Annotated in this window: 17 protein-coding genes and 1 pseudogene; 7 read left to right on the forward strand and 11 right to left on the reverse strand. The window is 69.1% G+C overall.

The window, feature by feature from the left end:
• Nucleotides 1–2: 2 nt before the first annotated feature.
• Nucleotides 3–3,248, reverse strand: coding sequence for an amidohydrolase family protein (locus ACYVGY_RS00785; protein ID WP_460455588.1), 3,246 nt, complete (start codon nt 3,246–3,248; stop codon nt 3–5).
• A 162-nt stretch (nt 3,249–3,410) separates the two neighbouring features.
• Here ACYVGY_RS00785 and ACYVGY_RS00790 point away from each other — a divergent pair, with 162 nt between their 5' ends.
• Nucleotides 3,411–4,328, forward strand: a complete 918-nt coding sequence (locus ACYVGY_RS00790) for a GGDEF domain-containing protein (RefSeq protein WP_460455589.1) — start codon at nt 3,411–3,413, stop codon at nt 4,326–4,328.
• A gap of 1 nt (nt 4,329) precedes the next feature.
• Here ACYVGY_RS00790 and ACYVGY_RS00795 read toward each other — a convergent pair whose 3' ends face one another.
• The 4 genes and pseudogenes from ACYVGY_RS00795 to ACYVGY_RS00810 all read right to left on the reverse strand — a co-directional run.
• The gene (locus tag ACYVGY_RS00795; RefSeq protein WP_460455590.1) at nt 4,330–4,479 is read right to left on the reverse strand and encodes a DUF1761 domain-containing protein; all 150 of its coding nucleotides are present in this window, start codon (nt 4,477–4,479) and stop codon (nt 4,330–4,332) included.
• Between the two features lie 109 nt (nt 4,480–4,588).
• Nucleotides 4,589–5,860 carry an amidohydrolase family protein gene (locus ACYVGY_RS00800; protein ID WP_460455591.1) on the reverse strand — a complete coding sequence of 424 codons (1,272 nt, stop codon included), beginning with the start codon at nt 5,858–5,860 and terminating at the stop codon, nt 4,589–4,591.
• Nucleotides 5,857–6,492 carry an amidohydrolase family protein gene (locus tag ACYVGY_RS00805; RefSeq protein ID WP_460456236.1) on the reverse strand — a complete coding sequence of 212 codons (636 nt, stop codon included), beginning with the start codon at nt 6,490–6,492 and terminating at the stop codon, nt 5,857–5,859. The genes ACYVGY_RS00800 and ACYVGY_RS00805 overlap by 4 nt, the downstream gene beginning before the upstream one ends.
• Nucleotides 6,493–6,567: 75 nt before the next feature.
• Nucleotides 6,568–7,242, reverse strand: a pseudogene (locus ACYVGY_RS00810) (amidohydrolase family protein); the annotation flags it as partial.
• Between the two features lie 136 nt (nt 7,243–7,378).
• Between ACYVGY_RS00810 and ACYVGY_RS00815 the strand changes: the two are divergent.
• Complete coding sequence (locus ACYVGY_RS00815) at nt 7,379–8,155, forward strand: AMP nucleosidase (protein WP_460455592.1); 777 nt, start codon at nt 7,379–7,381, stop codon at nt 8,153–8,155.
• Nucleotides 8,156–8,237: 82 nt separating this feature from the next.
• Here ACYVGY_RS00815 and ACYVGY_RS00820 read toward each other — a convergent pair whose 3' ends face one another.
• The 5 genes from ACYVGY_RS00820 to ACYVGY_RS00840 form a co-directional block, all read right to left on the reverse strand.
• Nucleotides 8,238–8,567, reverse strand: a complete 330-nt coding sequence (locus ACYVGY_RS00820) for a hypothetical protein (protein ID WP_460455593.1) — start codon at nt 8,565–8,567, stop codon at nt 8,238–8,240.
• A 129-nt stretch (nt 8,568–8,696) separates the two neighbouring features.
• Entirely contained in the window at nt 8,697–9,626 is a 930-nt protein-coding gene (grxD, locus tag ACYVGY_RS00825; RefSeq protein WP_460455594.1) for a Grx4 family monothiol glutaredoxin, read from the reverse strand.
• A 66-nt stretch (nt 9,627–9,692) separates the two neighbouring features.
• Nucleotides 9,693–10,319 (reverse strand): SGNH/GDSL hydrolase family protein, encoded by a 627-nt coding sequence (locus ACYVGY_RS00830; RefSeq protein WP_460455595.1) that lies wholly within the window; start codon nt 10,317–10,319, stop codon nt 9,693–9,695.
• Between the two features lie 6 nt (nt 10,320–10,325).
• Complete coding sequence (locus ACYVGY_RS00835; protein ID WP_460455596.1) at nt 10,326–11,564, reverse strand: aminotransferase class I/II-fold pyridoxal phosphate-dependent enzyme; 1,239 nt, start codon at nt 11,562–11,564, stop codon at nt 10,326–10,328.
• 58 nt (nt 11,565–11,622) lie between these two features.
• Nucleotides 11,623–12,003, reverse strand: a complete 381-nt coding sequence (locus ACYVGY_RS00840) for a DUF4345 family protein (protein WP_460455597.1) — start codon at nt 12,001–12,003, stop codon at nt 11,623–11,625.
• 64 nt (nt 12,004–12,067) lie between these two features.
• On the opposite strand from ACYVGY_RS00840, the gene rsgA reads away from it, so the two are divergent.
• Both rsgA and ACYVGY_RS00850 read left to right on the forward strand, forming a co-directional pair.
• Nucleotides 12,068–13,144 (forward strand): ribosome small subunit-dependent GTPase A, encoded by a 1,077-nt coding sequence (rsgA, locus tag ACYVGY_RS00845; RefSeq protein ID WP_460455598.1) that lies wholly within the window; start codon nt 12,068–12,070, stop codon nt 13,142–13,144.
• Nucleotides 13,141–14,403, forward strand: a complete 1,263-nt coding sequence (locus ACYVGY_RS00850; RefSeq protein ID WP_460455599.1) for a flavohemoglobin expression-modulating QEGLA motif protein — start codon at nt 13,141–13,143, stop codon at nt 14,401–14,403. The genes rsgA and ACYVGY_RS00850 overlap by 4 nt, the downstream gene beginning before the upstream one ends.
• Before the next feature lie 13 nt (nt 14,404–14,416).
• Here the strand turns inward: ACYVGY_RS00850 and ACYVGY_RS00855 are convergent, their stop codons facing one another.
• The gene (locus ACYVGY_RS00855; protein ID WP_460455600.1) at nt 14,417–15,751 is read right to left on the reverse strand and encodes a hypothetical protein; all 1,335 of its coding nucleotides are present in this window, start codon (nt 15,749–15,751) and stop codon (nt 14,417–14,419) included.
• A gap of 154 nt (nt 15,752–15,905) precedes the next feature.
• Between ACYVGY_RS00855 and ACYVGY_RS00860 the strand changes: the two genes are divergently transcribed.
• From ACYVGY_RS00860 to ACYVGY_RS00870, 3 genes are read left to right on the forward strand one after another with little or no spacing between them, the layout of a single operon-like run.
• A complete protein-coding gene (locus ACYVGY_RS00860) occupies nt 15,906–18,200 on the forward strand; it encodes an NADP-dependent malic enzyme (RefSeq protein ID WP_460455601.1) in 2,295 nt (764 codons plus the stop codon).
• Between the two features lies 1 nt (nt 18,201).
• The gene (locus ACYVGY_RS00865; protein ID WP_460455602.1) at nt 18,202–19,233 is read left to right on the forward strand and encodes a glycosyltransferase; all 1,032 of its coding nucleotides are present in this window, start codon (nt 18,202–18,204) and stop codon (nt 19,231–19,233) included.
• 57 nt (nt 19,234–19,290) lie between these two features.
• Complete coding sequence (locus ACYVGY_RS00870) at nt 19,291–19,800, forward strand: hypothetical protein (protein ID WP_460455603.1); 510 nt, start codon at nt 19,291–19,293, stop codon at nt 19,798–19,800.
• Nucleotides 19,801–19,864: the final 64 nt, after the last annotated feature.

Here is a 19,864-nt window from a genome sequence, read left to right on the forward strand (position 1 = left end):
CGTCAGTGGGCGTGCGCGGTACCCGACTTCGGGCAGTGGCAGGGCGCGGTGGGGCCGTACTCGATGCCCATCTGCACGCCATTGCCCTGGCGCTGCCAGAAGAACACCGGCGCCGGACGCGCCTGACCGCCGATCTCGGCCATGTCGGCGGCGTTGAACAGGCGGCCGTTGACCATCACCATCGCGGTGTCGTCGCTATGGCGGATGTCTTCGAGCGGGTTGCCGTCCACCACCACGAGATCAGCGCGCTTGCCGACCTCGAGCGAACCGATTTCCTTCGCCAGGCCCAGATAGCCCGCGCCATCGGCGGTCGCCGCGCGCAGTGCCTCCCAGTTCGAGAAGCCGCCCTGTGCCAGCGACCAGATCTCCCAGTGCGGCGACATGCCCTGCAGCTGGCCGTGGCCGCCGACCAGGATCGGGGTGCCGTTGTCGCGCAGCTGCTTGGCCGCCTTGGCCACTTCCACGTGGTAGTAGTCCCATTCCGGCGCGGTGTCGCGGCGGATGGTCTGGCCGTTGAGCGAGTTCTTCGGGAAGAAGCGCAGCAGGCGCTCGTTTTCCCAGACGTTGTCCTTGGCATACCAATAGCGTTCGGCGTTGAGGCCACCGTAGTTCACCACCAGGGTCGGCGTGTTGCCGACCTCGGTGTGGCGCCACAGCTCGGTCACGTCGCGGTACAGCGGCGCGATCGGAATGTTGTGCTCCACGCCGGTGACGCCGTCGAGGATCATGGTCATGTTGTGGTGGAAGGTTGAACCGCCTTCTTCGACCACCAGCATGCCCAGCTCGCGTGCGGCCTGGTTGATCTGCTGGCGCTGGTCGCGTCGGGGCTGGTTGTAGGACTTGACCGAGAACGCGCCATTGGCCTGCATGCGGCGCAGGTGGCCGCGGGCGTCGTCAATCGAGTTCACCACCGCCTTGAAGTCACCGTCGGCGCCATAAAGGATGGTGCCGGTCGAGAACACGCGCGGGCCAACCATGCGTCCGGCCTTGACCAGCTCGGACTGCGAGAACACGAACTCGGTGGTGGCCGAGGGGTCGTGCATGGTGGTGATGCCGAAGGCGAGGTTGGCGTGATACGCCCAGTTTTGCTGCGGAACCACACCCTGGCCGAAATGCGCGGCATGCGCGTGCACGTCGATGATGCCCGGGAATACCGTCTTGCCGGCCACGTCGATCTCGCGGGCGCCGCCCGGGATGGTGACGTCGCCGCGCTTGCCGACCGCGACGATGCGCGCGCCGCGGACCACGACCACGCCATCCTCGATCACTTCCTGCGTCTCGTTGGCGTTGCGCATGGTCACCACGCGGCCGCCGACCAGCGCGAAAGTATCGGCCGGGCGGTCGGTGGGCAGGCTCAGGCCGACGGTGACGCCGGAATCGGCCTTGGCCGCCCCCAGCGCGCGGCTGTGATAGCGGTCGCCCACCATCCAGTGCAGCGACTTCGAGTCGGCGCCCCAGTGCAGGTAGCTACCCATGTCGGTGCCCAGGGCGGTCACCGGAATCGCCTTGGTGTCCTTGCTGAGTTCGATCGCGCCGCCGGTCATCGGCAGCGGTGCCACGTAGCCATTGAACAGCTCGGTGAACGCCACCGAGCGACCGTCGGGGCTGATCGCGACGTGGTCCACGTACTTGAGGCTGAACACCTCGCGCGGCTGTTCGCCGTTGAGGCCTGCGCTCATCAGCTTCTTTTCCATGCCGCCGCCGGTGAGGAAGTAGACGCGCTTGCCGTCGGCCGAGAACTGCGGGTCGGCGCCGTTCCTGGCCACCTGCACGGCGTCGCCGCCGGCGGCAGGCATCACGTAGACGCCACGGCTGCCGCTCCACAGGCTGCCGGTGAGGCCGCTGCCGCCCTGGCGCGAATAGACGATGCGGCTGCCGTCATGCGAATAGCGCGGGCCGTAGTAGAAGCCCCGCTCGCTGGTAAGTGCGCGCGACTGGCCGGTGCCGAGGTCGAGCTCGCGGATCGCGCCCATCGCGGTGTCCGACCAGGTCGTGTAGAGCAGCTTGCGGCCATCGGGACTGAAGGCCGGCTGGTATTCAAAATTGACGTCGTCCTGGGTCAGGCGCTGCGGCGCGCCGCCGGGCAGGGACTTGGTCCACAGCTGGCCGACCGCGTGGAAGACCATCGTGCGGCCGTCCGGGCTGGTGGCCACGTCGCGGATCATGCGCGGCGAGAAGCTGTCGCCCTCGAAGGCGTCCGACTGGTCGGCACGCAGCGCTGGCAACACCGTCTGCGAGACCTCGGCGGTGAACGGAATATTCTTTGCCTCACCGCTGGCGACGTCGACGTTCCAGAATTTTCCCTGGCCCCAGATCACCACCGACTTCGAGTCCGGCAGCCAGTCGAAGTTGGGGTAGGGACCAAAGATCGCCCAGGCTTCCTGCTGGTCATGCGACAGGCCGTCCCAGACGGCGCGCACTTCGCCCGACGCCAGGTCCAGCAGGTGCAGCACCGACTTGTCGCGCACGCGCTTGACGAAGGCCAGCGTCTTGCCGTCGGGCGAGGGCTGCGGACGCACCGCGCCACCGGCGCTGGCCACCACGTTCTCGATCTCGCCGGTCTCGCGGTCCAGGCGGCGGATGGCGTAGATCATGCCGTGCACGTTGCGGTTGTATTCAAAGCCGCCGCCGGGGCTCATGTCTTCGGAGAAATAAATGTAGCGCCCGTCGGGCGAGATCGCCGGCTCGCCCTGGTCCTGCTGGTCGTTCTTGCGCTGGGTCAGCTGCAGCCCGGCGCCGCCGTCGCGGTGGTACATCCAAAGTTCGCCGGCACCCAGCGAGCGCTGCGAAGTGAAGTGCTTGCGGCCAACCAGGTACTGACCGTCGGGCGTCCAGGCCGGGTTGTTGAGCAGGCGGAAGTCTTCCTTGCTGACCTGGGCTGCGCCGCTGCCGTCGGCCTGCATGCGCCAGAGGTTGTTGCCGCCGCCGCGGTCGGAGGTATAGGCGATCTCACGGCCGTCGGGCGAGAACCGCGGCTGGATGTCCCAGGCCGCGCCGCGGGTGATGCGCTGTGCCTGGCCACCGGCCACCGGCAGGGTGTAGATGTCGCCGAGCATCGAGAACACGATGCGGCGCCCGTCCGGGCTGACGTCGAGGTCGAGCCACGTCCCTTCGTCCGTGCTGAAGCTCACCACCTTGCCCTTGGCGTGCGCGGCATTGACGTCCCATTTCGCTTCCGCGGCTTGGGCGGCGGCAGTGCCGAGGCTGAGACTGATCAGGACGGCAAGCGCGAGCGGTCGGGACGACATGGGCAACTCCGGGAAAGGGACCCCTTGATGCTAGGCGAAACGCTTCTTGCCACCCTAGGTCGAAGGTCATGGGTCAGTGAAAGCGTGAGCCGCTTGGCGATATGTAAAATCCATGAGAAACAATCGCTTGTTTCGTGGCGCCGGGTGCTGGAAAGTAGGCCCATGCTTCGCCGGACCCGCCTTCGAGTCGCCCTGCCCGTGGCCACGCCGCTGCTGCTGGCGGCTGCGCCGGTCTGGGCCGCCCCCGCGCCGGGGCCGGTGACGGCGCTGTGGTTTGCACTTGGTTTTGCCCTGGCCCTGGCGGCCGCCCTGGCCTTGGCCTGGCGGGTGTTGAGCGAACGCATGGTGCCGCGCTCAGCCTGGCTGCCCTTCGCCAGCGTCAGCCTGCTGCTGCTGGTGCTTGGCGCCTGGCTCGCGGGGCGGTGGCCGCTGCTGGGCCTGGCGCTGGCGCTGCCGGTGGTCGCCTGGGGGCTGCTGCTGGTGCGCGAACTGCTGGGCCGCATGCGCCGCCTGCTGGAAGAGCGCGACCATGCCCGGGCCGAAGCCCATCGGGTGCAGCAAAGTTCTGAGCGCGATGCACTCACCGGCGTGCTCAACCGGGGCGCCTGGCGCGGCCGGCTCGAGCAACTGGCATCGGACGCGCGCGAATCGCAGCCCCCGCGCCCCTTGGCGGTGCTGTTCTTCGATATCGATCTGTTCAAGCTGATCAACGACAGCCTGGGGCACAACGTCGGCGACGACTGCCTCAAGGCGATGGCCGCCACGGTAGCGGCCGAGCTGCGCGGCGGCGACGTCCTGGGCCGCATGGGCGGCGAAGAGTTTGCCGTGGCGCTGCCCGGCGCGCGTCGCGTCAACGCCATCGCCGTTGGCGAACGCATCCGCATGGCGGTGCAGCAGCAATGCCGCGTGGTGGGCGAGGAAGTGGTGGAACTCACCGTCAGCATCGGCGTGGCCGAATACCTGGGTGAAGCCGAGCCGCTCGACGCCTTGGTCGATCGCGCCGACCGGGCCATGTACACGGCCAAGGACTCGGGCCGCAACATGGTCGTGGCCGCCGAAGGCAGCCTCGGGCCGAACTGAACTAGCCGCGCGGCAGCGCCGGCCTGGACCCGGCGGGCCGGGTCATGCGCTGCCAGGCCTTGCCGAACAGCAACGGGGAATACCACAGCCCGCCGAGTACGAAGCCCGACAGTGCGGCCGCCAGGACCGCCCAGATATTGACCTCAGGCATCACGCGTCTCCCCAGAGAGTGGATCCGGCCCCGCGCGCTGCGCGGGCGGACGCCAGAAAGACTACGCCCTCCCCGGTCTCCCGGGGAGGGCGTAGGGAAACGCTTGCGATCAGCGGCCGGAGTAGGCGCGCGGCAGCGGGCCCGGGGCCTTGAGATAACGGTCACGCAGCTCGGTCTGGCGCGAACGCATGCTGGCGGCGCGGCCGTCGAACCACACCTGCTCGGCGACCGTATTCACCTCCAGCGGATCACCCGACCAGAGCACGAGGTCGGCGACCTGGCCGACGTCGATCCGGCCGCGCTGGGGCGACAGGCCGAACACCTGCGCCGGCACCGCGGTCAGGCCGGCCAGGCCGGCTTCCCAGGGCAGGCCGTTGGCGACGGCGACGCCGGCCAGCTGGCGCACCTTGCGGGCGTTGTGGGTAGCGTCACCGGACTGCGAGAAGCCGACGCTGACGCCGGCGCGATGCAGGCGTGCGGCGTTGTCCAGGGTTGAACCCAGGGCGTCGAAGCTCGACGGCAGGTTGACCAGCGCGTCGAGCAGCACCGGCACGTTTGCCGCCTTGAGCTCGGGCGCGACCATCCAGGCCTCGGCGCCGCCGGCGATCACCGGCTTGATGCCGTGCTTCTTGGCGAAGGCCAGGACCTGGCGGATGTCGGCGGCGCGGTCCACCTGGAACACCACCCGGCCACCGGCCAGGTAGCGCGCCAGCGAGCTTCGGCCGGCGCGGGTAAGCAAACCGCCAACTTCGGAACCCGTGCGGGCTTCGGCGATCGCCTGCTCGAGCAGCATCCATTGGCCGGCGCGGCTGCCGCCCGAGAGCTGCGACGCGCCGCCGCCGATGTTGACGAACAGGCTGCGGCTGTTGGGCAGGGCGGCGTCGAAGCGGCCGTCCAGCACCACGGCACTGCCCTGGCCGGCGACGAAGCTGCCGCCGGCGTTGCTGCTGGGCGAGAGCACGGTGAAGGTGATGCCCTCGACGCGGTTGACGGCAATCGCAACCGAGCGCGGATTGAAGGCCACGTCCACGTCGAACTCGGGCCGCCAGGTGTGTTCATGGGCATTGGCGGACGCCGAAAGCGCCAGGCCGTTGTCCACCGTCGAGGCTTCGCCCGACACTTCTTCGATGCCCAGGCCGGTGAGGCCACCAAACAGGCCCGGCGTCAGCGGCCGGCCCTTGGCCTCGACCACGGTGACGCCGGCCGGCGCGACCAGGCCCGACCCGATCTGGCGGATCACGCCGCCCTGTACCAGCACGTCGTGGTTCTTGAGCGTGCCGCGGGCGCCGACCGTATGCACGGTGGCGTCGCGGATCAGCAGGTCCTGGGCGGCCGCGGGCAGCGCGACGGCGAGAACAAGGGAAACGAGCAGGCGCTTCACGGCGACACCTCCTGGCCCAGGGTGAAGTCGGTGATCGGCTGCCTTGCGGGGTCGGCGCGATCGTAGAGCAGGGCGCCGTCCACATAGACGTGCTCGGCCTTGGCGTAAACGCTGAAGGGGTTGCCGTTCCACACCACCACGTCGGCCATCTTGCCGGCGGCCAGCAGGCCGGTCTGGTCGGCCACGCCGATGGCGCGCGCGGCGTTGGTGGTGAGCCAGCGGATGGCGTGTTCGGGCGGCAGGTTCAGGCCGATGCGTTCGCCCCGCACCATTACCTTGGCGGCTTCCTGGTTCAGGCGCTGGATGCCTTCGGACGAATCCGAGTGCACCACGGCGCAGCTGTTCTTCGGGCGGTCGACCAGGGCGATGTTCTCCTGGATGCCGTCGTAGGCCTCCATCTTGAAGCCCCACCAGTCGGCCCAGAGCGCGCCGCAGATGCCCTGTTCGGCCAGCTCGTCGGCCAGCTTGTAAGCCTCGACGCCGTGATGGAAAGCCGAGATCCGGAAGTCGAACTCTTTCGCCAGGTCCATCATCAGCGCCATTTCATCGGCGCGGTAGCAGTGGATCTGCACGGTGATGTCGCCGCTGAGCACGCCGGCCAGGGTTTCCAGGCGCAGGTCCTGGGTCGGCATCTCGCCGCCGTTGCCTCTGGACTTGCCGCGACCGGTCTCGGCGTTCGCCGCTTCGTACTTGTCCCAGGCCGCGCGGTATTTGGCGGCTTCGATGAAGGCGGCGCGGTAGCCGGCCATGTTGCCCATGCGGGTCATCGGCGACTGGCCGCGACCGCCGTAGTAGCGCTTGGGATTCTCGCCGCAGGCCATCTTCACGCTGTGCGGCGCGCCGGGGAATTTCATGCCCTGCATGGTGGTGGCGGGGACGTTCTTGAGCACCACGCCGCGGCCGCCGATCAGGTTGCCCGAGCCGGGCAGCACCATCAGCGAGGTCACGCCGCCGGCCAGCGCCGCCGGGAAGCCGGGATCCTGCGGCCACACCGCGTGCTCGGCCCAGACCTGGGCGGTCACGGGCGTCGTCATTTCATTGCCGTCCGAATGCGCGGCGGCGCCCGGGCTGGCGTACACGCCCAGGTGCGAATGCACGTCGATGATGCCGGGCGTGACCCACTTGCCGCTGGCGTCCACGACGGTGGCACCGGTGGCGTCCAGGCCGGGGCCTACGGCGGCGATGCGGCCGTCCCGCATCAGCACGTCGGCGCCCTCCAGCCGCTGGCCGTCGCCAGTCAGCACGGTTGCGTTGCGGATCAGCACCGGGCCCGAAGCAACGGGCGTGTAGGTGCTGGCGTAGGGCTGCGCCGCCGCTGCCGACAGCGCCGGCAAGGCGAGCAGGGTGGCGGCCAGCAGCGTGGCCTTCAATCGTATGGACATCGTGGTCTCCCCGGTAATCCAGCAACCCTAGCCGCAGCGCCGGGCGGTTGCCAAGTCCAAGCGGTCACGGTTCACGGCCTGCATGGCAGAATGGCCGCGCAATGCGTAGAAAAACAACAAAAAAGGATATCAATACGTGAAAGACAAACAGGAAATCGTCAGCAACTGGCTGCCCCGCTACACCGGCGTCCCGCTGGCCGACTTCGGCGAGCACATCCTGCTGACCAACTTCGGCGGCTACCTCAACACCTTCGCACGGCTCACGGGCGCCCCCATCGTCGGCGCCGACCGACCCATGCCCAGCGCCACCGCCGACGGCATCACGATGATCAACTTCGGCATGGGCAGCGCCAATGCCGCTACCGTGATGGACCTGCTGTCGGCCATCGGTCCCAAGGCCGTGCTGTTCCTGGGCAAGTGCGGCGGACTCAAGCGAAAGAATCAGCTGGGCGACCTGGTGCTGCCGATCGCGGCGATCCGCGGCGAAGGCACCAGCAACGACTACTTGCCGCCGGAAGTGCCGGCCCTGCCGGCGTTCGCGCTGCAGCGCGCGGTCTCCACCATGATCCGCGATCTCGAGCACGACTACTGGACCGGTACGGTGTTCACCACCAACCGTCGCGTGTGGGAGCACGACGAAGCGTTCAAGGAATACCTGCGCAAGCTGCGCTGCATGGCCATCGACATGGAGACCGCGACGATCTTCTCGGCCGGCTTCGCCAACTCGATCCCGGCGGGCGCACTGCTGCTGGTGTCAGACCAGCCGATGATCCCGGAAGGCGTGAAGACCGAAGCCTCGGACCGTGTGGTCACCGAGCATTTCGTCGAGCGCCACATCCAGATCGGCATCGAAGCGCTGCGCCTGATCCGTCGCCACGGCAAGTCCGTAAAGCACCTGCGCTTCGACGAATAAAATACCTGTAGGAGGGCCTTCAGGCCCGAAGCTCTTCACCGAAAAGCTTCGGGCCTGAAGGCCCTCCTGCATGAAGGTGCGGTTACCAGTTGAAGACGAAGCCCACCACGTCCGGTGCTGGCTTCGCGTCGCTGAAGCGCACCGTGCACTCGACGATCTGCTTCACTTCCGAGGTCAGGCCCGGCTCGATCACGATCGGTGCGGTGAGGAATTTCTCGCCGTTGGGCGCATCACGCATGCTCGCGCCCAGCGCGGTCGTGTCCAACTCGTAGAGTTTGCCGGCGAGCCTCGATTCCGCGGCGACCTTGCAGGCCTCGGCCGCGAGCCCGCCCGGGCTTCCGTTTCCGGCCTCGCCGCCGCCACCGCAGGCGACCAGGGCCAGACCGATCGGCATCACTATCCAGCTGCGCATCCATCCTCTCCTCGGTCGAGGCCGGGCCCGGATGCACACCTTCATTGGCCGGGCTGGCCTGCAGATGGCGCTAAATTAACGCAATTGCTCTAGGTGCGCCACGGCCTGATGTCATAGTTGCTAACGGGTTCAGTAACGCGGTACAGACGGGTCGATTTCGGCGGACCAGGCGTCAATGCCGCCCTCGACGTTGTAAAGGTCGTGGAAGCCCAGGCCGCGGAAGTACTCGGCCGCCTGCCGGCTGGACTGGCCGTGGTGGCAAAGAAAGGCCAGCGGCAGGTCCGTGGGCAGGGCCTCGAGGCGCTCGCGGCTGTCCTCGTCCAGCACCTCATGCGGGTGCGGGAACGGCGCCAGGGCCCGTGCCTGCGCCGGTCGCACGTCCACCACGTCCACGCTGCCGGCGATGATGTGGTCGTGCAGCTGTTGCACCGACATGGACTTCACCGCCGGCGGCGCGTTCGGGTTGTGCACGGCCAGGCCCGCCCCGCGCGGGTCCTCGACCCAGTCAATCCGGATGCCGTTCGCGCGCGGGGCGCTGGCCAGGTCCATGTGCAGGCGCAGGCCGGCGGCCTCGGCCACGATCTCCTGGCCGGTGGCCGGCTTGAGTTCGAAGCGGGCGTTGAAGCGCGGGTCCACCGACAGGTGCAGCGCGGCGTCGGCATCGGCACCGTCCATGGCGCGCCCGATGGCTTCGGCGGCGGCGGGGCTGATCTCGATCGTCGGCGGCGTGCGGTCCGGGGCCGCCAGGCCCAGGGCGGTATGCAGTTCACCGCTGTTGAGCATCTGCTCGATGATGTCGCTGCCGCCCAGCAGCTCGCCGCCGACGTAGAGCTGCGGGATGGTTGGCCACTGCCCGTAGGCCTTGATGCCCTCGCGGACCTCGGCGTCGGCCAGCACGTCAACGTGGCCAAAGCCCGGCAGCAGCCCGTCCAGGATGCCCACGGCCTTGGCCGAGAAGCCGCACTGCGGGGCGCGCGGCTCGCCCTTCATGAAGAGCACGACGTGGTTTGCGGCCAGGATCGATTCGATGCGCGCGCGGGTTTCAGGCGAAAGGGACATGGCCGACTCCAGGGAATTAGACCGCCATTTTACTCCACCGGCCGACGACGGCACCTGAAGCCCCGCTCACACGGCGGCGGGTGCCAGCCGCCGGGCCGCGGCCGGCAGCGCCAGCGCGGCCCAGCGGGTGTACATGGCCGCGGACGGATGCAGCCCGTCCTCGGCGACCATGCCGGGCTCCGCGCCACGCACACGGCTGACCGGGCTGATGTCCACGAAGCCCACGCCACGAGCTGCGCACTCATCCGCCGCCGCGGCGTTGAAGCCGTCCAGCTGGCGGGCGATCTCGTCGGTATCGCGGCCACTGGCCTGTCCGAAGGGCGTCACGCCCCAGTCCGGGATGGACAGCGCCAGCACGCGGCCGGGGCGATCGCCCGCCAAAGCGATCGCGCGCTCCAGCAGGCCAGCGAACTCAAGCCGGTATTCGCCGAGGTTCCAGCCCCGGTACTGGTTGTTGACGCCAATCAGCAGCGACACGAAGTCGTACTGGCCCAGCGGCTCAGCCGCATCCATCGCCGCCGACAGTTCGTCGGTGCTCCAGCCCGTGGCGGCGATGATGCGCGGATCGTCCAGCGCGATGTCCCGCGCCCGCAGGGCAAGGGCCAGTTGCTGTGGCCAGCGGCCGGCCTCGGGCACCGACTCGCCGATCGTGTAGGAATCGCCCAGCGCCAGGTAGCGCATGGTCCCGGTCATCGAAGCTCAGGCCACGCGCCGCACGCGAGCCGCATGTCGGCCCAGCGCCCGGTCGATGCGCGCGAACACCTCCCGCATCAGCCCGGCCTCGGGCAGCAGGGTGACCCGGAAATGGCGGGAATCGGGCACATTGAAGCCGCTGCCGGGCACCACCAGAACGTCTTCGGTTTCCAGCAGCTCCAGGGCGAAGGCCTGGTCGTCGAAATCGATCGCGGCTTCGCCGACCACCTGCGGAAACGCATACAGCGCGCCGGCCGGTGCCACCACGGACAGGTGTTCGCTGGCGGCGCAGCATTCGATCACCGCTCGCCGTGACTCGTGCAGGCGACCGCCCGGACGCGTCAGCGCCAGGATGGTGTCCGGGCCCTGCAGCGCCGCCGGCACCGCGAACTGCGCCGGCACGTTGGCGCACAGGCGCAGGGCGCTGAGCAGGTCCATGGCCTGGTGGTAGTCAGCCACCGTCGCCGGGTGGCCCGACAGCACCGCCCAACCGACGCGCCAACCGCAGGCGCGCCACACTTTCGACAGGCCGCCGTAGCTCAGGCAGGGCACGTCGCCGGCCAGCGGCGCCAAGGGCGTGAAGCGGGCCTCGTCGTAGAGGATGCCGTCGTAAATCTCGTCCGCCAGCAGCAGCAGCCGGTGCCGCGCGGCAATCGCGACGAGCTTCTCGAGCAGCTCGCGCGGGTAGCTGGCGCCGGTCGGATTGTTCGGATTGATCACGACCAGGGCGCGGGTGCGCGGCGTCACCAGTTTTTCGATTTCATCCGGGTCGGGCAGGAAATCGTTTCCGGGCGCGCAGCGGTAGTACACCGGCCGGCCCTGGTTGAGGATGGTGGCGGCGCTCCACAGCGGGTAGTCGGGCGCCGGCAGCAGCACTTCGTCGCCCGGATTTAGCAGGGCGCGCAGCGAGATATCGATCAGCTCACTGACCCCGTTGCCGATGAAAACCCGGTCGGCGCTGGCCTGCGGGGTGCCGCGCTGGCGGTGCAGTTCCGCCACGGCTTCGCGGGCCAAGGGCAGGCCCTGCTGGTGCGTGTAGGGGTCGGACTGGTCAACGTGGCCGACCAGCGCCGCCTGCAGGTGGGCAGGGGCCTGGAAACCGAAGGCGCCGGGGTTGCCGATGTTCAGGCGGATCAGCTGGCGGCCCTGGCCCTCGAGTTCGCGGGCGCGGCGGGACAGTTCGCCGCGGATGTCATAACGGACCTCGCGCAGGCTTTCGCGGGTCGGCAGGGGCGTGTGGGGCATGCTGCAGGGGACTCGGACCGGGGTGCTGGGCCGAGGTTAGCCGAATAGCGAGGTGCTTTCAGCCGGACTGTTTGCGCAGGGCGATCACCGCCGCCAGGGTGAAGCCCACTTCCCAGACCAGGGCGCCGGCAAAGAAGCCGGTGAATTCCCCGCTCAGGGCGATGCCCAGCAGGCGGGCGAGGGCGATGCCGCCGTTGATCAGGGCCACCGAAAGCAGGCCCGGCGCGCGCCAGCTCGGCTTGGCCGCGCAAATAAGCAGGAACGCTCCCAGACCCAGCTCCAGCCCGCCGTAGAAGGCGCGCAGTTCCACCAGGCCAGCCGTGGTGCCGCTGATGCCGACCGTCGCCAACACCGCCTCCGGGGCGGCCACGATGGCGAGGCCGAACCCCAGGAAACCCAGGGCGGCAAGGACAAGTACGGCTATACGAAAACGTTCCATGTCCGCAGGATGGCCGCGGGCAAGTGATCGGCGTGTGTTCGCGTTGGCGCTATCATCGCGGCCAATGCAGCCCACCCCCGAAGCTCTCGACCTCCTGCGCCCCATCGGCTGGCCCGATGACGACGCCCGCCGCGAGGCACTCGCCGCCGCCCCCGGCACCCGCCTGGCCCGCGTGGTCGGCCAGCACCGCAGCGCCTACGACGTGGCGACCCGCGCCGACGAGGTGCTCAAGGTGCAGCCGCCTTTGCCCTGGACCCGGCCGCGCTGCCCGCCCGAGCAGCGTGCCGCGGTCGGCGACTGGGTCACCCTGGACGAGGCCGGCAAGAACATCCTGGCCCTGCTGCCGCGCCATGCCCTGCTCAAGCGGGGCGCCGCCGGCGAACACCACCGCCAACAGCTGATCGCCGCGAACGTCGACCACGTGCTGGTGGTGGTCGGCCTGGACCAGGACTTCAACCCGCGGCGGATCGAACGCTACCTGGTCGTGATCCGCGCCAGCGGCGCCGACCCGGTGCTGGTGCTGACCAAGGCCGACGAGTGCGACATCGTCGAGGACTGCATTGATCTGTTGATGGAGGTTGAGGAGTCGGGCGTGCCCATCCACGCCATCAACGCCCGCGACGCCGCCAGCGTCGCGGTGCTGCATCCCTACCTGGGGCCGGGCCACACCGTGGTGCTGGTCGGCAGTTCCGGCGCGGGCAAGTCCACGCTCACCAATACGCTGCTGGGCCGCGACAAGATGAAAACCAACACCGTGCGCGGCAACGACTCGCGCGGCCGCCACACCACCACCTTCCGGGTGCTGACGCCGCTGCCGCAGGGCGGCTGCCTGATCGACACGCCCGGCATGCGCGAAGTGAAGCTCAGCGGCGACGAGGACATCGTTGACGCCTTCGAAGACATCGAAGCCCTGAGCGCCGGCTGCCGCTTCCGCGACTGCGTGCACGGCAACGAGCCCGGCTGCGCGGTGCGGGCCGCGATCGAGGACGGCACGCTCGACGAAGCGCGCTATCTCAACTACGTCAAGCTGCGCGATGAGGCCGAGGCCGCCGCCGTCACCCAGGCCGCGCGCCGGGCCGAAGAGGCGCTGGCGCTCAAGGCCAAGCACCGCCGCACCAAGGACAAGCTCGGCCGCCGATGAACGCCGCCGCGCGATCGCTCGAGCACCATGCCGCGCTGGATGCGCGTCTGGTGGCGGCGGTGCGCGGTATCCGCCTGCTGGAGTCGGTCAGCTGGCCGGCGCGTATCCAGGGCGAGTTCCTGGGCGCCTGGAAGATCGGCCGCATCCACATGCCCCAGCCGGAATATCCGCGCGGCGACTATGCCGCGGTGCGCGAAGAGCTGGACAAGGTCCACGACCTTGCCGATGCCGACGATCCGCTGGGGCGCTACCTGCAGCTGACCAGCGAAAGCTGGCGCATCACCACGCGCCTGCTTGATGCCGTCGGCTCGCACCGGGTCACGGCGTATTCGGCGCGGCTGTTCGGGCGCCCGGTGGACTTGCTGCCCGGCGACGGCCCTACCCACATCGAGGCGGCCACTCACTTCGTGGGGCTGGCCGACCAACTCGACCAGGAGCTGCGCGAAGTCGAGCCGGACTACGTACTGCCGGCGGAAACCGTGCAGGCCGAACTACAGGCGGCGGTGGATGCTTTTTTTACCGAGCACAAGGTGCGGGTCGAGCTCGACGATGGCCTGATCGCCAAAGCCGCGGCCAGCTCCACCCGTATCCGGCTGCGCACCAACACCGGCTTCAGCGAATACGATCGCAACCAGCTGCTGGTGCACGAAGCCTTCGTGCACACGCTCACCGGGCTCAACGGCCGCGAGCAGCCGCACCTGAAGTCCCTGGCCCGCGGTTCACCGCGCACCACCGCGACCCAGGAAGGCCTGGCCACCTTTGCCGAGCTGATCTCGGGCTCGATGGACATCGAGCGCATGAAGCGCATCAGCCTGCGCATCCTCGCCATTGACAAGGCCATCCACGGCGCCGACTTCGTCGAAGTGTTCCGCTTCTTCCTGGCCTCGGGGCAGTCGGCGGTCGACAGTTTCACCTCCAGCCAGCGCGTGTTCCGCGGCGTGCCGCTGGGCGGCGGTGCGGCCTTCACCAAGGACACCGTTTACCTGCGCGGCCTGTTGTCGGTGCACACCTATTTCCGCTGGTGCCTGCGTCACCGCAAGCTGGGCCAGGCGCGGCAGCTGTTCGCCGGCAAGATGGCGCTAGAGGACGTGTTCGCGCTGGAGAACGCTTTCGAATCCGGCGCGCTGGCGGCACCGCTTTACGTGCCGCCGTGGATGCAGCGGGCGAACGGACTGGCCGGGATGCTGGCGTTCTCGCTGTTCGCCAACAAGATCCGGCTCGACCAGGTGGAAGCCGACGACCTGGTGCTGGGGCTCTGACAACGCGCACGCTTCACGGCCGCTGCAGGCTGCCGTCGTCCGCCACCCGATAGTCCGCCTGCGCCGCCTCGCTCACCCAGACCACCCGGTCGCCGATCGGCTGACCGCGCCAGGCGGGCACCTCATGGCTCAGGCGCAGGTAGATCCACTCGTCGCGATCGGGGGTCAACAGTCGAAGCTCGCCGGCATGGCCGGCCAGGGCGGCCACCAGCGCCGGCTGGAACACCGCCTGGCGCTCGCCCACCCCCTGCATTTCGCGCTGCACATTGATGCCGTGCCAGCTCGACACCAGCGCCAGCAACAGCAGCAACAGCCGGCCGCCGCGACCCAGCGCGGGCCAGGCCAGCGCCAGGCAGGCCACGACCCAGGCCCAGAACCCGTAGCCGTACTGGTTGGCGGCAAAGCCCAGCGCCAGCGCGGGCGCCAGCGCCAGGCTGGCGCCAACCAGCAGGGCCAGCGCCCGCCGCGGCGCGCGCCGCGCAATCAGCGCGACCAGGGCAAGCATGAGGCCGGCGCTGAGTACCAGGTGCCGTGCCGACGCGTACCAGGTCGCGCTGGCCTCGAACGCCGTTGGCCGCAGCGGGAACAGCCAATAGGTCGCCCAGTTGCGCGGCGCGGACAACGGCGATACCGCGTAGGTCGTGGCCTCGGCCGGCGTCATCAGCGTGTCCAGCCGCAGCGCCAGATAAACCACCGCCGCCAGCCCGCTGCCGACCACGGCCGCCAGCCGCACCGGACCATGGCGACCCAGCCACCACACCCAGGCCAACAGCGCCGGGATCGCCAGCGCCGCCTCTTTCGCCAGCAGCGCCAGCGCCGTCAATCCGAACGCCACCGCGGCGGTCAGCAACGGCGTCGCGGCGCGCGCCCGCAGCGTCAGCAGCGCATGCGCCAGCGCCACGGCCAACCCCACCCACAGCAGGTCGGCCAGCGTGCCGACCCAGCCGTGCACATAGGCCGCATAGGGGCCCAGCACGAACAAGCCCGTGGCCGTGCGCGCCACGGTCGTCGAGGCCCCGAGCCGCAGCAGCAGGCCGCCCAGCGCCAGCGCCACCGCGCTGCCCATCAGCACCCAGGCCAGGTGCATGGCCTGCGGCCAGTCGAAGCTCAGGTGCGACAGCAGCAACCACAGGTTGAAGGTGAGCGGACGCCACTGGAAGGTGCCAACGTCGGTCCACGACACCCAGGGCAGGTCGCGCCAGTGCGCGACGTTGGCGTGGGCGCCCCACTGCAGTTCGTCGTGGCTGAAGTAGCCGGGGTTGGCCACCAGCAGCCACTGCAGCGCGACCAACAGCAGCAGTAGCGGCAGGGCGCGCAGGCGCGGGGTGGCGTTGGGGGCTGGGGGCATGGTCGGGCCGGGCGGGAAAGCCGCATTCTGGCCGCCCGGGCCGGGCATCGCCAGCCGCGGCCATACGGACGCGTCGGCAGCCTTGCCGGTGGGCCGCTACAATCGAAGGCCCAGTTCGCCGGCGTCCGCGCGCGGCACGAGACACTTCCCGCCCATGTCCGAACAAGAAGACTTCAAGCAAGCCGCCCTCGACTACCACCGGCAGGCGCCGGCGGGAAAGATCAAGGTCACGTCCACCAAGGCCATGATCACCCAGCGCGACCTGGCCCTGGCCTATTCGCCGGGCGTGGCGGCGGCCTGCGAAGCGATCGTCGCCGACCCGGGTGAAGCCAGCGCGCTCACCGCGCGCGGCAATCTGGTCGGCGTGATCACCAACGGCACGGCGGTGCTGGGCCTGGGCAACATCGGCCCGCTGGCGGGCAAGCCGGTGATGGAAGGCAAGGGCGTGCTGTTCCAGAAGTTCGCCGGCATCGACGTCTTCGACCTGGAGATCGCCGAGAACGATCCCGACAAGCTGGTCGAGATCATCGCCAGCCTCGAGCCGACCTTCGGCGGCATCAACCTCGAGGACATCAAGGCGCCGGAATGCTTCGTGGTCGAGCGCAAGCTGCGCGAGCGGCTGAAGATCCCCGTCTTCCACGACGACCAGCACGGCACCGCGATCATCGTCGGCGCCGCAGTGCTGAACGCACTGCACGTGGTCGGCAAGGACATCGCCCAGGTGAAGCTGGCCGTGAGCGGCGCTGGCGCGGCCGGCATCGCCTGCCTGGACATGCTGGTGGCGCTGGGCATGCAGCCGCACAACATCCTGGTCACCGACCGCGACGGCGTGCTGCACGCCGGCCGCGCCGACCTGGCGCCGGGCGGCGCCAACCACGGCATCATCCGCTACGCCCGCGACACCCCGGCACGCACGCTGGCCGACATCATCGTCGGCGCCGATGTGTTCGTCGGCGTCTCGGCCGGCAACGTGCTGACCCCGGACATGGTCAGGCAGATGGCGGACCGCCCGGTGATCTTCGCCCTGGCCAACCCCACGCCCGAGATCGATCCCGCGCTGGCCCGCCAGGCGCGGCCCGACGCCATCATCGCCACCGGCCGCAGCGACCATCCCAACCAGGTCAACAACGCGCTTTGCTTCCCCTACATCTTCCGCGGCGCGCTGGACGTGGGCGCCACCACGATCAACGAGGAAATGAAGCTGGCCTGCGTGCGCGCGATCGCCGACCTCGCCCGCCGCGAAGCCACCGACCTGGGCGCTGCCTACGCCGGCGAAACCCCCTCCTTCGGCCCGGAATACCTGATCCCGCGTCCCTTCGACCCGCGCCTGCTGGTGTCGCTGGCGCCGGCCGTCGCACAGGCCGCCATGGACTCCGGCGTCGCCACCCGTCCGATCGACGACATCGAGGCCTACCGCGACCGCCTCAGCAGCTGGGTGTTCCGCACCGGCCTGCTGATGAAGCCGGTGTTCGACCGTGCCCGCATCGACGTTAAGCGCGTGGTCTACGCCGAGGGCGAAGAAGAGACCGTGCTGCGCGCCGTGCAGACCGTGGTGGACGAAGGCCTGGCCCGGCCGATCCTGGTTGGCCGCCCGGCGGTGATTGAGCGCCGCATCGAGCGACTGGGCCTGCGCCTGCGCATCGGCGTTGACGTGGACGTGACCAATATCGGCGACGACCCGCGCTTCAACGACTACTGGCAGCTCTACCACCAGATCATGCAGCGCAAGGGCATCACGCCCTCGGCCGCCAAGGCCATCGTGCGCTCGCGCGACGTGGTGATCGCGGCGCTGATGGTGCGCCGCGGCGAAGCGGACGCGCTGCTGTGCGGCCTGGTCGGCCGCTTCGTGCGCAAGCTCAAGTACGTGCGCGAAATCCTCGGCGTGGAAAGCGAAACCCGCGGCGTGTCCGCGCTCAGTGCAGTGCTCAACGACAAGGGCGTGTTCTTCTTCACCGACACCCATGTCAACGTCGACCCCAGCGCCGCCGAAGTGGCGGAGTCGCTGGTGCAGGCCGCATTCCGCCTCAAGCTGTTCGGCATCACGCCCAAGGCGGCGCTGGTCAGCCACAGCAACTTCGGCTCCAGCGAAAGCGCCTCGGCGCAGAAGATGCGCGACGCGCTCACCATCCTGCGCGGGCGCGCGCCCAAGCTCGAGGTCGAGGGCGAGATGCACGCCGACATCGCGCTGAACGAAGAAGCGCGTCAGCGCATCTTCCCGCAATCGCAGCTCTCGGGTCGCGCCAACCTGCTGGCCTTCGCCAATCTCGATGCCGCCAACGCCAGCTACAACCTGGTGCGCAGCGTCACCGACGGCGTCGGCATCGGCCCGATCCTGATGGGCCTGGCCAGCGCCGCGCACGTGCTCACGCCCTCGGCGACCGTGCGGCGGGTGGTCAACATGACGGCCATCGCCGCCGTGGATGCCCAGATCCGGGCCGCGCGGGGCTGAGGTGAGCACGCTCACCGTCCCGCGACAGTCTTCGCTGTCCGGGGCCGGCGTGGCGGAGGAAACGGCGCCGGTGGCGACCATCCTGCTGGTCGCCTACCGGATGCAGGACACTCTGGTTGAGGCGCTCGATTCCGCCCTGGCCCAGACCGTTCCCTGCGAGATCATCGTTTCCGACGACAGCTCCGGCGACGCCTCGCTCCAGCGCATCGCCGACCGCGTCCGGGACTACCGCGGACCGCATCGCCTGCAGGTGCGCAGCACCCGCCAGAACCTGGGCCTGTGCGCCCACCTGACCGAACTGGCGCCGCTGGCGCGCACCGGCATTCTGGTTTTTCTGGCCGGCGACGACGTGGCCTACCCGCATCGGGTGGAGCGACTGGTCGCGCACCTGCAGCGGCATCCCCAGGCCATGATCGTCGGCTCCACGGTCAACGACATCAATTCCCGCGGCGAAATCATCAAGCCGCGCAATCGCGGCCAGAAGCCGGTGCTGACCCAGCGCGACCTGCGCCGTGCCGGCCATCTGCTGACCGTGCTGGGCGCTTCCATGGCGGTGCGGCGCGAGGTGTTCACCGCCATGCCCCCGCTGCAGGGGCGGGTGGAGGACAACGCGCTGCAGCTGCGCGCGGTGCTGTTGGGCGAATGCCACTGCCTGCCGGAGCCGCTGCTGGGCTACCGTCGCCATGACGACAATCTGGGCAGCTGGGTCTTCGACCGCAGCGGGGCCGACGTAGACACCTGGACCCGGCGCCAGCAGCGCGTGGCTCAGATGTATCGGGAAATCGCCGATGACCAGGACCGCTGCATTGATGCCCGCCCGGACCTGCCGCTGACGCGTCGTGAACAGGGCCGCGGCCTCGCCCGCATGTATCGGCTGGAGGCGGACATGCGCGAGGCACTGCTTGAGTCCGATCGCCGCCGCTGGCTCGGTCCACTCTGGGCCGGCCTGTGCTTTCCGGGCCTGCGTCGCAAGGCCTTCGAGCGCTCACTCAAACTGCTGCTGCCGCGCCGCTGGTTTGGTCGCCGTGGCTGAGCCGGTGCTTGCCATCGCCCGGGTTCCCGGCGATCTTTCCCGCCAGGGGGCGTGACCATGAAACTGCAAAGCGACATCACCGTGAACGGCAAGCTCATCCGAAAGGGTCAGCCGGCGCCGCTATTGTTCATCTATCCGTTCTTCCTGCTGCACATGGGGATGTTCGGCCTGTCCGGCTTTTTCATGGCCTATGTCGCGAACAACGTCGACCTGGCCTTCCTGTACATGCACGGCGGCATCGCCATCCTTGTCTACGTCTTGTTCTACTTCGCCATCTTCGGCCGGGACGAGGTGAAGTGGATGTTCATCAACGCCGGGCTCGGTTTACTGGGCATCTGGGTGGAGATCGAAACGATCCTGTCCTGGTTCGGCAAGGAACTGTCCGACTACCCGGCGGCGGTGCACGTCACGCCCTTCATCTACTACATCCTCTACACCTTCCTGCTGCGGCAGATGCTGCTCGACATCACGCGCTCGCGCGACAAGCCCGCCCGCAAGCGGCTGGTGGAGATGATCTACGTGGTCGGCTCGCTGCTGGTCTACGGGTCGCTGTGGGTGGCGCGCTAGCGCCTGGCTCTCCGCCATGCAGGCCCGCACCGGCCCCGGCCGGGGCGAGGCGGGCAGGTGCATA

This window comes from Arenimonas alkanexedens (genome assembly GCF_054781355.1).